General features: G+C 64.3%; 11 protein-coding genes. 6 read left to right on the top strand and 5 right to left on the bottom strand.

Features of this window, described 5'->3' with window-relative positions; all coding sequences use genetic code 11:
* Positions 1-9: 9 nt before the first annotated feature.
* From hldE to SAJA_RS12515, 6 genes are read left to right on the top strand one after another with little or no spacing between them, the layout of a single operon-like run.
* Positions 10-1464, top strand: a complete 1455-nt coding sequence (hldE, locus tag SAJA_RS12540; protein WP_123659010.1) for a bifunctional D-glycero-beta-D-manno-heptose-7-phosphate kinase/D-glycero-beta-D-manno-heptose 1-phosphate adenylyltransferase HldE — start codon at positions 10-12, stop codon at positions 1462-1464.
* A 4-nt stretch (positions 1465-1468) separates the two neighbouring features.
* Entirely contained in the window at positions 1469-2791 is a 1323-nt protein-coding gene (locus SAJA_RS12535) for a 3-deoxy-D-manno-octulosonic acid transferase (RefSeq protein ID WP_123659009.1), read from the top strand.
* Positions 2788-3792, top strand: a complete 1005-nt coding sequence (locus SAJA_RS12530) for a hypothetical protein (protein ID WP_123659008.1) — start codon at positions 2788-2790, stop codon at positions 3790-3792. The genes SAJA_RS12535 and SAJA_RS12530 overlap by 4 nt, the downstream gene beginning before the upstream one ends.
* 19 nt (positions 3793-3811) lie before the next feature.
* Positions 3812-4828 (top strand): UDP-glucose 4-epimerase GalE, encoded by a 1017-nt coding sequence (gene galE, locus SAJA_RS12525; protein WP_123659007.1) that lies wholly within the window; start codon positions 3812-3814, stop codon positions 4826-4828.
* Positions 4821-5951 carry a non-hydrolyzing UDP-N-acetylglucosamine 2-epimerase gene (wecB, locus tag SAJA_RS12520; protein WP_221180233.1) on the top strand — a complete coding sequence of 377 codons (1131 nt, stop codon included), beginning with the start codon at positions 4821-4823 and terminating at the stop codon, positions 5949-5951. Before galE ends, wecB begins: the two co-directional genes overlap by 8 nt.
* A gap of 40 nt (positions 5952-5991) precedes the next feature.
* Positions 5992-7182, top strand: coding sequence for a glycoside hydrolase family protein (locus SAJA_RS12515; protein ID WP_221180232.1), 1191 nt, complete (start codon positions 5992-5994; stop codon positions 7180-7182).
* Here the strand turns inward: SAJA_RS12515 and SAJA_RS12510 are convergent, their stop codons facing one another.
* The 5 genes from SAJA_RS12510 to SAJA_RS12490 form a co-directional block, all read right to left on the bottom strand.
* Complete coding sequence (locus tag SAJA_RS12510) at positions 7183-8661, bottom strand: FAD-dependent oxidoreductase (protein ID WP_184999874.1); 1479 nt, start codon at positions 8659-8661, stop codon at positions 7183-7185.
* Between the two features lie 64 nt (positions 8662-8725).
* Positions 8726-9577, bottom strand: coding sequence for an amidohydrolase family protein (locus tag SAJA_RS12505; RefSeq protein ID WP_184999873.1), 852 nt, complete (start codon positions 9575-9577; stop codon positions 8726-8728).
* On the bottom strand, positions 9574-10464 hold the full coding sequence (locus SAJA_RS12500) for an amidohydrolase family protein (RefSeq protein WP_123659004.1): 891 nt from the start codon (positions 10462-10464) through the stop codon (positions 9574-9576). The genes SAJA_RS12505 and SAJA_RS12500 overlap by 4 nt, the downstream gene beginning before the upstream one ends.
* The gene (locus SAJA_RS12495) at positions 10427-12487 is read right to left on the bottom strand and encodes a glycosyltransferase (protein WP_123659003.1); all 2061 of its coding nucleotides are present in this window, start codon (positions 12485-12487) and stop codon (positions 10427-10429) included. Before SAJA_RS12495 ends, SAJA_RS12500 begins: the two co-directional genes overlap by 38 nt.
* 63 nt (positions 12488-12550) lie before the next feature.
* Positions 12551-13927 (bottom strand): lipopolysaccharide biosynthesis protein, encoded by a 1377-nt coding sequence (locus SAJA_RS12490; RefSeq protein ID WP_184999872.1) that lies wholly within the window; start codon positions 13925-13927, stop codon positions 12551-12553.
* Between the last annotated feature and the right edge of the window lie 46 nt (positions 13928-13973).

Genomic DNA, 13973 nt, shown 5'->3' with positions numbered 1-13973 from the left:
GAAAGATCGATGCCCACTTTGCCCGTATTCGCTGACGCACGTGTGCTGGTCATCGGCGATGTAATGCTCGACCGTTATTGGTACGGCGATACCGGCCGGATCTCGCCCGAGGCGCCGGTGCCGGTCGTGCGTATCGGTGACGAGGAGCGCCGGCTGGGCGGCGGGGCGAACGTGGCGCTGAATCTGGCCCGTATCGGCGCTCGAACCCGGCTCATCGGTGTGGTTGGTAACGACGAGCCTGGACAAGCCGCCGAGGGCTTGCTGCAAGAGGCCGGGGTGGTCAGCGATCTGCTGATCAGCAACAGTCACCCGACGATCGCCAAGCTGCGCGTCATGAGCCGCAACCAGCAGCTCATACGATTGGATTTCGAGAAATCCTTTGCCATGGACGGGGCATTCGAGCGGGCCGAGTTGCTGGCTCGGGTTCGTGCCGCGCTGGCCGATACGGACATCATCGTCTGCTCGGATTACGGCAAGGGCACATTGGCTGATGTCGCCGCGATCATCGCGATGGCCAGAGCCGCCGGCGTGGCGGTTCTCATCGACCCCAAGGGGCGTGACTGGGCACGCTATGCGGGGGCCAGCCTGATCACGCCCAATGTGGCGGAATTTGGCGCCTATGCCGAAGGTTTTGCCACGGCCGACGACTGGCAGGACGATACGACCCTGGCCCGCGGCGCCGAACACGCACTCTCGCAGCTGGATCTCACCGCGCTGTTGATCACACGCAGCGAGAAGGGCATGAGCCTGTTCGAGCGCGGCGGCGCTCAGCATCTGCCCGCCCGGGCCCGCGAGGTCTTTGATGTAACCGGGGCTGGGGACACAGTCATTGCGATGATGGCAGCCGGGCTTGCGGCCGGTCTGACGCGCGCGCAGGCCGCCGAGCTTGCCAACCTGGCCGCGGGTATCGTCGTGGCCAAGCTGGGCACGGCGACCGTCAGCCGCGACGAGCTGCTGGCCGCGCTACATGCGGCACCTGAAGGCGGTCGCGGCGTCACCGACGAAGCCGCGCTGGCTGATTGGATGACGGGTGCGAAGGCCCGCGGTGAGCGAGTGGTGATGACCAACGGCTGTTTCGACTTGTTGCATCCCGGCCACGTCGCGTATCTCGAAGCCGCCCGCGCACTGGGCGACCACTTGATTGTGGCGGTCAACGATGATGCCTCGGTCGCCCGTTTGAAAGGCCCGGCGCGGCCGATCAACCCGCTGGCCCATCGCATGCAGGTGCTGCGCGGTCTGGGGGCCGTGGACTGGGTGGTGGCCTTTGGCGAGGACACGCCCGAGCGTTTGATCTGTCGGCTCTTGCCGGACGTGCTGGTCAAGGGCGGCGACTACGACGCCGCTCAGGTGGCCGGCGCGGATTGTGTGATCGCGGCGGGCGGTGGGGTCCGGATTCTGGAATTTGTGGACGGCCATTCCACGTCCGCAATCGCGGCGCGTATCCGCGAGCGCGCGGGCGACTGAGCCCATGCGCGCTGCCCCGTTGATGCTGGCGGTCTATCGGGCTGTCGTTGTTGGCCTGTTGCCTCTGGCGCTGCTCTATTTCGTCTGGCGCTCGCGCCGGGAGCCGGCCTATCGCCAGCATCTGGCCGAGCGGCTGGCCTGGATCGCGACCCGCACCGATCGCCCGGTCTGGCTGCACGCCGCCTCGGTGGGCGAGGTCCGGCTGGCAATCGCGCTGATCCACCGGCTGCGCGGGCGTTCGGATGCCCCGATTCTATTGACCACGATGACGCCCACGGGCCGCGAAACAGCGCGTCATGCGCTCGGCGAGACGGTCGACGTCATGTATCTGGCGCTGGACACCCGGGCCGCCACGCAGCGTTTCGTCACGCGGGTACGTCCGCGGTGCGCCATTTTCATCGAGACCGAACTCTGGCCCAACCTGCTCGATACGCTGGCCCGCGCGGCGATCCCGATCGCGCTCGTTAACGCCTCGGTATCACCGCGCTCGGCAAGCCGCTATGACTCGCCCATGCTGCGAGGGCTGGTGCGATACACGCTGCAGGGCATCGATCTCATCGCGGCGGCCGGCGCGGCCGACAAGACGCGTTTTGAAACACTCGGTGCGACGGGCGCGGCATTAAAAACACTGGGCCAGCTGAAATATGATCTGGCCGCGGACGACACACTCGACCGCGCGGCGGCGACACACGGCCGGCAATCGTTGGCGCGTCCGGTCATCGTGGCGGGCAGCACGCATGATGATGAAGAGACACGCTGGCTTTCATGCTTTGCCGAAATACGGGCGCAGTATCCCGAGGCGTTGCTTGTTATCGCACCGCGCCATCCGCAACGCTTTGACAGCGTCGCCCGGCAACTGGCGGCCGGCCCGTGGCACTGGGCGCGCTTCAGCCAGCACGGCTTCGACGCGACCGCCGATATCGTACTGGTCGATACGCTGGGCGCGCTGGGTCAGCTCTATTACCGGGCCGATATCGCCTTCATCGGCGGCACGCTCGTGCCCGGGATCGGCGGGCATAACGTCATCGAGCCGGCCGCGGCCGGCTGCGTGGTCGTCACCGGCCCGCATGTGGATAGTTGGGCCGACGTGATGGCCCCCTGGTGTCGCGAAGGGCGCGGCGCGATCGTTGATGATGAGGCCGCGCTCGTTAGCCAAGTGATCAGCTGGTTGGCCGATCGGCCGGGCTGCCGGGCCCTGGGCCAGGCCAATGCCGATCAGGTGGCTGGCGCACGCGGCGCGTCGGCGGCAAGCGTTGATGCGCTCGTGGCCGCCGGGTTTCTGGTATTGGATACGCCGTCAGAGCCCAGCCAGCCGAGGCGCGTGTGAGTGCCGGGTGGGGTGTCGGACGAAACAATCGCGCCGAGACGGCCCGGCGCGCGTTGGCCGATCAAGCGTTGTCGGTTCTGGCTAGCGCCCAGGACGGCGCCATCGGGGCCGGATTACCGGCGACTTTCGATAGCGCGCGGGCACGCTGGGGGCCACTCTCGCCGCCGGTCAGTGCTTATGTGGCGCGTGTTCTGCTGCGCGAGCCCGCCCTCGATGAACCGTGGCCGGCGCGTTTGCAGCAGCTGTTGCACTGGCTGGCCGGTGTGCAGCGCGCGGATGGGCTCATCCAGGACACCACACTCGCTTCGCCCAGCCGGCGCGGTGGCCTGGTTGCCACTGGCAATGCGCTGAGTGCCTGGTGTGACTGGCAGCGAGAGCACGATGATTCCCGCATCGCCCGGGCGATCACACGCAGTGCCACGGCGCTGGCCGATCTGCTGGCCCACGACCCGGCGCGTGCCTGTGCACGCCACGGCGTCGTCGTGCCTGATTTTCTACCCGCCGCCGAGGCGGCGCGCGGCCTCCTGCTCGCCGGCCAGGCACTGGATCGGCCGGCCTGGTGGGATATCGCCGCCCGTCAGATCGACAGCGCGCTGGCAACGTGTGATGACACCACGAAAGAAACGGTTTTTGAGCTTCGCACAGGCCGAGCATTGGACAGCGCGCTTGAGGCGGCCATGCGCTGCCAGACCGTCGATGCCGTGACACGAATCGCTCGGGCGTTCGACAAGCGCTTGAATCACGGCGGGCTTACGCGGCGTATACCGGCACGGGACATGGACAAGACGCGCCGGACCCTGGCCGCTGCCGCACTCGCCCGGTCGTTACAGACGGCAGTGAAAGATGGTGTCCTACTCGACCGACGTACGGCTCGGCGTGTTCGCGGCTTGAAAATCCAGCGCATCGTCTCGCCGGGCGCTATCGATCATTGCCTGGCCTGTGATTCGCTGGCGGATCTCGTGGCCGGCTGTCGGCCGATCACGCGGCCGCAGGCGCGCTGAGTTGCGTAGAATCAGGCCGATGCAGATTCTATTGACCGGCGGCGCGGGCTATATCGGGGCACACGTGGCACTTGTCCTGCTGAACGCCGGGCACGACGTGATCGTCTTCGATAACCTCTCGAACGGCTCACGCGTCGCACTCGACCGCGTCGAGCGCCTGACCGGCCGGGGGCTGGTTTTCGAGTATGGTGATGTCTGTGACACACACGTCCTCGACGATGTGTTTGCGCGCCATACCGTCGACGCCGTGATCCACCTCGCCGGGCTGAAGTCCGTGGCCGAAAGTCTTGAACAGCCGCTGGACTACTACGCCCACAACGTTGGCGGCATCGTGGCCCTGACGCAGGCCATGGCACGTGCCGGTGTTTTCACGCTGGTGTTCAGCTCATCGGCCACCGTCTATCGCGCCAGCGACGCCATGCCCTTGACCGAGCAGGCCGCCACCGGGCGGGCGGTCAACGCCTACGGCAGCACGAAACTCGTGGCGGAATGGGTATTGGGCGATTTATGTGCGGCCGATGCGCGTTGGGCTGTCGCGGTGCTGCGTTATTTCAATCCCGTGGGGGCGCACGAAAGCGGCCTGATCGGCGAAGACCCGAAAGGTCACCCGAACAATCTGCTGCCGTATATCTGCCAAGTGGCGGTGGGCCGGCGGGCATCGCTTTCGGTCTTGGGCATCGATTACCCAACGCGCGATGGCACCGGCGTGCGCGACTATATCCACGTGATGGATCTGGCCCACGGCCACCTGGCCGCACTCGAACAGGTCAGCACCCGGCCCGGCTCGCATACATGGAACCTCGGCAGCGGCTGCGGGCATTCGGTCTACGAAATCGTTGCCGCCTTCGAGCGTCAATCCGGAAAAGTCATACCGACATGCCCGGCGCCGCGCCGCGCCGGAGACCTTGCCTACTACTGGGCAGACACCTCGGCCGCCGCGCGTGACCTGAACTGGCAGGCCACGCGCGATATCGACACCATCGCCGCCGATGCCTGGCGCTGGCAGTCACGCAATCCGGAGGGCTACGATGGGTGATACCGACACCATGCACGCGGTGCAGTCCAAACCGCTTGTGGACATCGTGGCCGCCACGCGCCCGAATTTCGTCAAAATCGCGCGGCTGTATCCACAGCTTGTTGCGAGTGGTGAGTGCCGGGTGCGTCTGGTTCATACCGGCCAGCATTACGATGCCAATCTTTCGCAGGCCTTTTTCGATGAGTTCGGCCTGCCGGTGCCTGACGTGCGGCTGGGGATCGGCAGCGGCTCGCACGCCGAGCAGACCGGGCACACGATGATGGCTTACGAACAGATCTGCCAAGCGGAGCGGCCGGCCTGGACGATCGTGGTGGGCGATGTGAATGCCACCGTCGGCTGTGCGCTGGCGGCCACCAAGCTGGGTGTGCGGGTGGCCCATCTGGAAGCCGGCTTGCGCAGCTTCGACCGATCGATGCCCGAAGAAATCAATCGCGTGGTGACAGACGCCATCAGCGATCTGCTCTGGACGCCGTCGGAAGACGCCGATGCCCACTTGGCTGAGGAAGGCATCCCGGCGAGCCGGATCGAACGGGTGGGCAATATCATGATCGATACGTTCGAGCACCGGCGCACCGCGATCGAGCAGGATACGACCGTCGACCGGTTGGGCCTGACACGCCGCGGCTACGTCATGGCCACGTTTCATCGCCCGGCCAACGTGGAGGATTACGCGTGGTGCCTCGCACTGGTTGCCGCGCTTGAAACGATGACCCGCGAGCGCGACGTCGTATGGCCCCTGCATCCGCGCACCCGAGCCCAGCTGGCCCGCTTTGAGTTGCTGGAGACCTTGAGCGTAATGCCGCGACTACAAGTGATCGAGCCGCTGGCGTATACGCCGTTCATGGCCTTGATACGTCATGCCCATGCGGTGGTTACCGATTCCGGCGGCCTGCAGGAAGAGACCAGCCATCTGGGTATCGCCTGTTTTACCGTGCGAGCGAACACCGAGCGCCCGATCACGGTCACACTGGGCACCAATCGACTCGTGCGGATCGATGAGGTGGCCGATGCGATTCGCCTGGCCGCACCACCCGATGCCAGGCGTGGCGCGATCCCGCTCTGGGACGGGCGAACGGCCGAGCGTGTGGTACATAGCCTGCTTAAACGGCTGGATGCTGTTTGATGCATCACCGGCGTGTAGTCCGCGAACCGTTGAGGGTCCGATGTCGCTGAATACGCTACGTCGTCAGATTTATAACGCGACGTGTGGCCTGGAGGCGCGCCTGGCGCCGCCGCGCGCCAGTCAGCAGCCGCTGGCGGCGCATGTCGACGCGGCAGCCGATTGGGTGGCCCGTGCCCAGGACGCACATCCCGGCGGCGGGGTCGCCGCTTATTACGACGCGCCGCGCAAACGATGGGCGGCAGATTATCCTGAAACGACGGGCTATCTGATCCCGACCTGTCTGACCTACGCCCAGCGTACGAGGCGTGACGAGTTCCACCGGCGTGCGCTGGCCATGGCGTATTGGGAATGTGATATCCAGCTCGCCAGCGGGGCCGTGCGCGCCGGGCACATGGACGCGCCGGTCACGGTGCCCACCATCTTCAATACCGGCCAGGTGCTGTTCGGGTGGGCCGCGGCCTGGCAGGCCAGTCATGAGCCGCGTTTCGCTGAGAGCTTGTCGCGCGCGGCTGCGTGGCTCGTTGCCGTCCAGGACGCTGACGGGGCCTGGCGCCGCCACGCCTCGCCGTTCGCGACGTATTCGGTCAATACCTACAACCTGCGCAGTGCGCTTGGCTTGCTACGCGCGGCCGATGTCCTGGACGAGCCGGCCTATCGCGTCGCGGCGCGGGCCAACATTCATTGGGCGCTCACGCGCATGCACGCCAACGGCTGGCTCGAGGATAACGATCTCGAAGATAATCGCCGGCCACTCACACACACATTAGGCTATTCGCTCCACGCGCTGGTCGAGCAGGCCCTGTATTTCGAAGATGATGTGGCGCTTGCCGGCGCGCGGCGCGCGCTCAGGCACTTGGCTCGCGCACAACGTCTGGACGGTGGTTTAGCCGGTCGTTTCGATGCCGACTGGCGGCCCGCAGCCCGCTGGGATTGCCTGACCGGCACCGTTCAGCTTGCCCACGCCTGGCTGCTGCTGGCCGAACATGACAGGGACGTAGAATTGTTCGAAACGGCCGATCGCGCGATTCGTTTCGTGGCCGCCGCGCAGGCGACGGCACATGCCTTGCCGGGTATCCGCGGGGCGGTTGCCGGGTCGTTCCCGCGCCGCGGCGGCTATATGCGTGGGGTGTATCCGAACTGGGCTGCCAAGTTCTTCATGGATGCAGCCATGGCACGCGACGATGTCGCCGGCACCATCTGGCCGGCGAGCCACGCCGGCCACAGCGGCTGACTACGCGGCGTCGGCCGCGCGACGATGCTGGGCCTGGCTATCGGCCTCGTCGATGGTTTCTTGATAGGTGGTTTCGGTGTTGACCGCCATGTGATCGCCGCCGTAACCCAGCATCGAGCGGGCCAGTAACAAGCCCATCTCGATCGAATGATCGGCGTTGTTATAACGAAATGTGCCCCCGCGGCCTGCGATCTCCAGGCCCTCGAAGCCGTCGAGGTAGCCCCGGATCGTCGCGATTCGATCCGCGTAATCCAGATCGTAGATCGGGTAGGCATTGGGCGTGCGTACCACGCACCAGTCGACGGCTTCGTGCGGCTCGATCAGGCCCAGATGGTCGGCCAGATCGGCAATACAGCGCCGCGCGATCGTATCGTCGTCAGACTGCCAGAGCGCGTCATCGCGAAAACAGAAACACTCCAAAACCAGCGATGTCCGATTCGACTCGGGCACCAGGGCCGGGCTCCAGTTTTTCGGCTCGTGGATGCGACCGAATACGATATCGCGATTCTGGACATACAGCCACGTATCGGTCGAGACCTGTGGCCGGTCGATGATCAGATTCACAGTGATCAGATCCCGAAACGTAAGCGCCGCGGCCGCCTCATGCACGGCCTCGTCGCAGCCGGGAGTGAGCATGCGTGCCAAGCCGCCCAGCGGCAGCGTGGAAACCACGTCGGTGGCGGCCTGCTCGCCCGGTGTCTTGTTTTCGTCCTCGTAACGCACGGTGAATTGATTCGGCCCGTGGTAATCGATTCCGGTGACCGACGCGCCCAGCTGCACGGTGTTGCCAGCCGCACTTACGTCTTCTGCCAGGCGCTCGGCAATCCGCATATAGCCATCACGCGGATACATGAACTGCTCGATCAGGCTGCTGCTGGCCGTCGAGCCGCGCTTGAGCGCGTCCTTGAGCACGCCGGTGATCGATAGCCCCTTGCTGCGCTGGCTCACCCAGTCGGCCGATAACTGATGACAGGGCCGGCCCCAGACTTTCTCGGTGTACTGGCGAAAGAACATCTCGAAAAGCCGGCCGCCGAACTGCGCCTTGAACGCATCCTCGATATGCCGGATATCGCGATCCAGCAGATCGTACTGCACCGTCGCCTTGGCATAACTCAGTGCCGCACGCGCCATGACGAGCGGCGGCGTCTTACGTGCCACGTCTGCGATCTGAATTGGGTACTGATAATAGGTGCCGTCGTGAAAGATCCGGCTGATGCGATCGACGTCTACCAGCTCGCCGTCCATCAACCGTCGAAACCAGCGATTCAGGTCTTCGTTCTTGGAAAACCAACGATGCCCGCCCAGATCGAAACGATAACCCTTGTAATCAACCGTACGGCATAATCCGCCGACGTAAGCGTTACGCTCGAGCACCGTCACCTGCGCCCCAAGACGGCTCAGCTCGTGGGCTGTGGCCAGGCCGGCCGGGCCGGCGCCCAGAACGACGACATGACGTGCTTCGGAGGATGGATCACTCATTCTGGCTGCTCGAAGAATAAAGAATCGCTTTGTACGAGCGCCGCGGCCGCCGCGCGCCCGCAGGCTACGACACGCCCCCCGAACGGTCAACGCAGCCAAAGATTTCGTCGGCCGCACCATGTGCGATCCACTCGAGCGTTATATCGTCCGCCACCGCATGGCTGACGTGACGCCAAGCCACAAGCGGGTGCATGAGCGGCGCGTCAGAACCGAATATGATTTTTTTTGGAATACGTCGAACGGCATAACGCAAATATTCGTGATGCCAGGCGCCGGACGTATCGAGATAAACCTGCTCGTGCCGCGCGGCGATAGCCACGGCATCCTTTAAATGACGCTCGGCGCAGGGAAAACTGCCCAGATGCGCGATGATTACCGGCGCGCGCGTATGTCGAATCAGGTGACGCTCGATCCATCGCGGGCTGCAGAAATCCCCGCCGTGTACAAGCAGCGGCAGGCCGAGCTCGTCGATGGCGGCTAATACATCGCGTGACGGGCAGCCATCGAGATGCGGCAATAGCTTGACCCCGTCGAAGCCGACCAGATCATCCGGCGTGGCCTGCTCGTGAAAAAACCCGGTCAGATGACGATGCAGCTTGTAGCGCACAAGCCAGGGAGCGGGTTCGGTCAAGGGAATATCGCGGCTGGCAAGCCGAGCAAACACAAGTATCGAGCGGCGCGGATCGGCCGCGGCGGTTCGCAGCCGCGCGTTGATCTGGCGATAGCCGTCCTTGCGAAGCGGGGCAAAGACACAGGCACGCGTGATACCGGCAGGCGCCATCAGTCGACGATATTCGTCCAATGCCAGATGCGGATAATAAATTTCGTTCGTGTCGCTTTCGCCGATATGAACGTGGCAGTCGGTCAGCGGTATATCGTCGAATTCGCTTCTTGGCGCAAAGATAGACGTGCTCATCGGTCGAATTGACCCGGCAAGTTGAACAAGGCGGCGGCGTTGGTCCAGCCAATAGTTTCGAGTGTCTTGTCGCATCGGATTGCGCTGGCCAGCTGCAGCCAGGCCACGTCGGGATGGGCCAGAGGCGCATCCGAGCCGAACAGCATCTTTCCCGGTACACGTTGCGCCGCGTAGCGCAAAAACTCGGATACCCACACCCCGGAGGTATCCAGGTAAACCCGCGCGTTGCGACGTGCCAGATCCACGGCGTCTGTTAGCAAACCGGCTTCGGTAGGGTAGGCGCCGAGATGCGCGAGAATCACCGGGCCGCGCAGGCGCGGGAGTACGGTTTTCTCGATCCACGACGGCGTGCTGTGCGCACCGGCATGAATAAGCACGGGTAGTTCGGCCGCATTGATGGCCGTCATCGTTTCAGTGTCCGGCAGGCCGCTTAAGTGCGGGATCATTTTCACACCGGCGAAGCCCTCGAGATCCGGGACGCTGGCTGCCACGCCTTTAAGGCGTGCACCAAGCGCTTGCCGTGCCTGCCAGAACCGGCGAACGGGCCGTGGACCGTCGGCGCCGCCCAGGCGTGCGAAGACCAGAGCGCGGGGCTCGTTGTCCAGCGCCCAGTCACGCAGCTCGAGATTGGCCGTGTGGTAATCAGCCATGAGCGGGGGGAACACACAGGCTCTGGTGATCCCGCTGCGATCCATAAATGATTGGTATTCGGCGGGCTGAAGCCGACCGTAGCCTATGCCATCGGCATCGGTGACGCCTAGATTCACGTGGACGTCGAACAGCTGTTCAGGCCGCCAATCAGCAGGACTCTCCCGGAACAATGGAGGCTCGGTCGGTCGGGTCGGCCCGTCAGACAATGTCATGGCGCCACGCGTCGTCGGTTTCATATCCCAGCTCGATGAGGTAATCGGGCATTTGAGGAATGGCCTCGAGCATGGCGCGTATTCGCGGCGCGTGCTCCGAGCGACGCCATTGCTCGATACGGCTGGACTCGACGGCACGCAGGCCGCCAAGCGCGCCTTCGGTCATCGAGTCGCGCGCGAGCGCTTGTTTTTGCACGGCGCGATCATAGTCGGCGAATTCAGCGCGGCGTCCCCAGCCGATATCGGCCTCGAGCTGTGCCTGAATACGATCGGGGGCAACGACAAGATCCTCGTAGCGAAGCGTGGTGATGTCCTTGGCCGCCGCCAGCGCACGGAAACGGCGATAGATACGGCGCCAGCGCTCGAAGCTCACGTAATAGCCACGGCTACTCGGATAAGCCGCGTGTTTGGAGGTCAGGACTGCGCGTGGATCGCGCAACATGACAACGAAATGCGCTTTGGCCGAGCGGCGGCTGTAGAACTCGCGCACGGCATCGATCGTATCGATATCGCGCGGGTTTTTCGTGAGCATCCAGCGATGATTACGCAACGCGTGTCGCGCCGCCCAAACCGCTTCGATTTCGCCGTCGAACACCCGGACATCGGGAACCGCGGCAGCAATCATCATCTGCAGCATCGTCGATCCTGTCCGTGGAAAGCCGCAGACCACGGCATGACAGGCTAATGGGGTCGTGCCGGGCAGGGGGGAATCCACTACGCGGCGGGCCGCACGCCGGCCGACACGCCGAAGCGTCGTATTGGCACGCTCGATCCGGGTCGTGCGATCAGCGTTCGGCGATTTTATAGCCTGTGCCGTGGCGTAGACGGTGCGGTAGCGCATGACTTCGCGTGACCAGCTGCGCTCATGGTCGCCCACAGAAGCGCCGGACCATGGCTCGTGCATGAAGCCGGCAAGTGCACGGCCCAACGCCTCGGCCTGTGGTGAAACGAACCGGACATCGGGGGCGTTGTCGCCGAGCAACTCGCGAAGCGCTGGTAGATCCGAGACCAGCATCGGCACGCCCGCCGCTCGGGCCTCCAGCGGCTTGAGCGGTGTCGTGGCCGCGGCTACCGGCGTGTCGCGACGTGGCACTACGAATAGATCCAGCCCGCGGTAGAAATCAGGCATATCGCCGTAAGGGATGAAGCCTGGCAGCTTTACTGTGGCTTCCAAGCCGCGCTCGGCGATACGTGCCTCGATTCGCTCACGATCGGCGCCGTCACCGGCGATCACGATCTCCAGCCGGTTCCGTAGCTGTGGCGACAAATTCGCTGCGGCATCAACCAGCAGATCCAGGCCTTCCATCGGTGAAAACGTACAGGCGTAACCCATGCGAACACGGCTTGTTCCGTAAGGACTGGGCCGTGAACCTGATGAGAAGCGCTGCGTATCCACGCTGTTACGTACAACAAACACGCGCTCGCGCGCCACGCCTGTGTTGATGATGCGCCCGGCGAGGCCATCCGAAATAGTAACCACCGCATCGGCGGCGCGACAGACCGCGGCTTCGTGACGATTGAACAACTGCCCGCGAAGGTTGGCATAACGGCTGGCAAGGCCCAGGTCATAGTCGCCGTTGAAACAGCGCAGCTCGTATACACAGGGCAAATCGAACGCGCGCGCCACGTCGATGGCCACCGAAGCCACATAGTGCGGGTGATGAACATGGATCAGGTCCGGCGAAAGCCGGCGTACAATGCTTGCGAGCTCGGCTCGAAACTCACGCTGCGTGGCGGGGGCAAGCCCGATGCCCGGCCGCTCGAAGCGTTTGATCTCAGCCACGCGATCATCGTCACTACGATGCCGGGCGGCGTGAATCTGAGCGCCCGGATGCCAGGCCTCAGTTTGAAACTGCCGATCGGCGGCCCGTGTCAGCGGCGCGAACGGCGACGTGGCGACCGTGACGTCCAGCCCTAGATGCTGGGCCTGGGCCGTGATGAGGCCGCTGCTGCGTACCGTATAACCGTCGATGTGGGGCCAGCCGTAGTTGAGCACATGCAGCACGCGCTGCACGGGGGCGTCGGCACTAACCGGCGGTTTCGACATCAAGACGGCTCGTATCGCGGATTGGCAGCAGCAGTATGACGCGCCTATCTGATCCTTGCAGTGTCAGGCTTCGGTTTGTCGCGCTTGTTTAGGCCATAGAGATGCATGGATGATTGATGCATGCACGCCGACGCGCCGAGTCACCACAAGATGCAGGCCGATGTTGGCCAGGCAGACGCTGAACGTCGTGGCCATGGCGGCACCTATCAGCCCGTAGGTCGGAATGAGCACGGCGTTGAGCACGACGTTGAGCAACACGGATGCCCCCTGAATACGAACCGTCCACCATTGATGCCCTGTCATGTTGGCCAGATAGCCGACCGATCCGGCGCCGACATTGACCAGCGCGCCGGCGACCAGCATGACGAGCGGCGCATAGGCCGTGCCGAATTCCGGCCCAAAGGCCGCCAGAATGATCGGTCCGGCGACCACGAGCCCGGCGGATACGGCCAGTGCCGGCCAGAACATCGCATGTGCCAACCGGCGCACCGTGCGTTGCAGATTCTGAAGGTCGCCGCGCTGCGACAACTCGGCGTACGTCGGGGCGGCCAGCATGTTGATGGCCACCATCGATAGGGTCACGAGCGTAGCCAGGCGGGCCGCGACCGCATAACGACCCACGTCGGCGGCGGGCAAGAACAACCCGCACATGAGCAGATCGATCTGGCGCATGCATACATCGATCGCTGCGACGAGTGCGAACGGCGCGGCGGTTTTGATCCATTGTCGACTGGCATAGCGCGGGGCCGTCTTGTCCAGCGTAGATGGCCTAATCCGGCGCAGGGCCGCGTACTGCGCAAGTGCTGCCAAGGCAGCGGCACCGGCGAATAGTGCCAGCGCCAGCGAAGGGCTGGCTTGACCGCCGACATAAATCGCGGAGCTGGCACCCACGATCAGCAGCGACGGACGACTGATATCGCCCAACAGTTTGACCATCACGATTCGGCCGAATGCCCGCGATGTGCCGGCATGGAGCGCACCGGCCACGACGAAAGGCAGGGCGATCAGCCCTGTCGCCAAGGGGCCACGATAAACAATGTCCTCGGCCAGGAGACGATCGAGGCCAACGCCGCCAATACAGACGAGCGCCGAGATTATGATCGCGATCTGATAGGCACGTCGCAATAGCCCGCGCACAGCGCCGGCATCAGTGCGAATGCGCGTGGGGGTCACGTCGCGCAGGATCAGCATCGATAAGCCCAGCTGGCATGGAATGGCAAGAAACATCACCAGAGCGCTCACCCACGCAAACACGCCGTAGCCCGACGAGCCCAGCCAGCGCGCCAGGAGGATCTGCCCGGCATAGCCGATCGCCATGCCCAGCACCTCGATGCCTGCAGCGCCAAGCGCGGCGTTATAAATACGACGCAGCGGCGTCATGAGAGCCGGCTCCTGATCGTTGCCCTGGCGCCAGAGTGTAACGATCTTGTGCAGGCGCATTGCGTATGAATAGGTACCTGCCGTAAAAGACGCGCATGACCGCTCC

The sequence above is a fragment of the Salinisphaera japonica YTM-1 genome, from assembly GCF_003788585.1.
In the GTDB taxonomy this organism is placed as follows: domain Bacteria; phylum Pseudomonadota; class Gammaproteobacteria; order Nevskiales; family Salinisphaeraceae; genus Salinisphaera; species Salinisphaera japonica.
The sequence above is the reverse complement of the archived record's forward strand: the minus strand, read 5'-3'. Positions and strand labels throughout refer to the sequence as shown.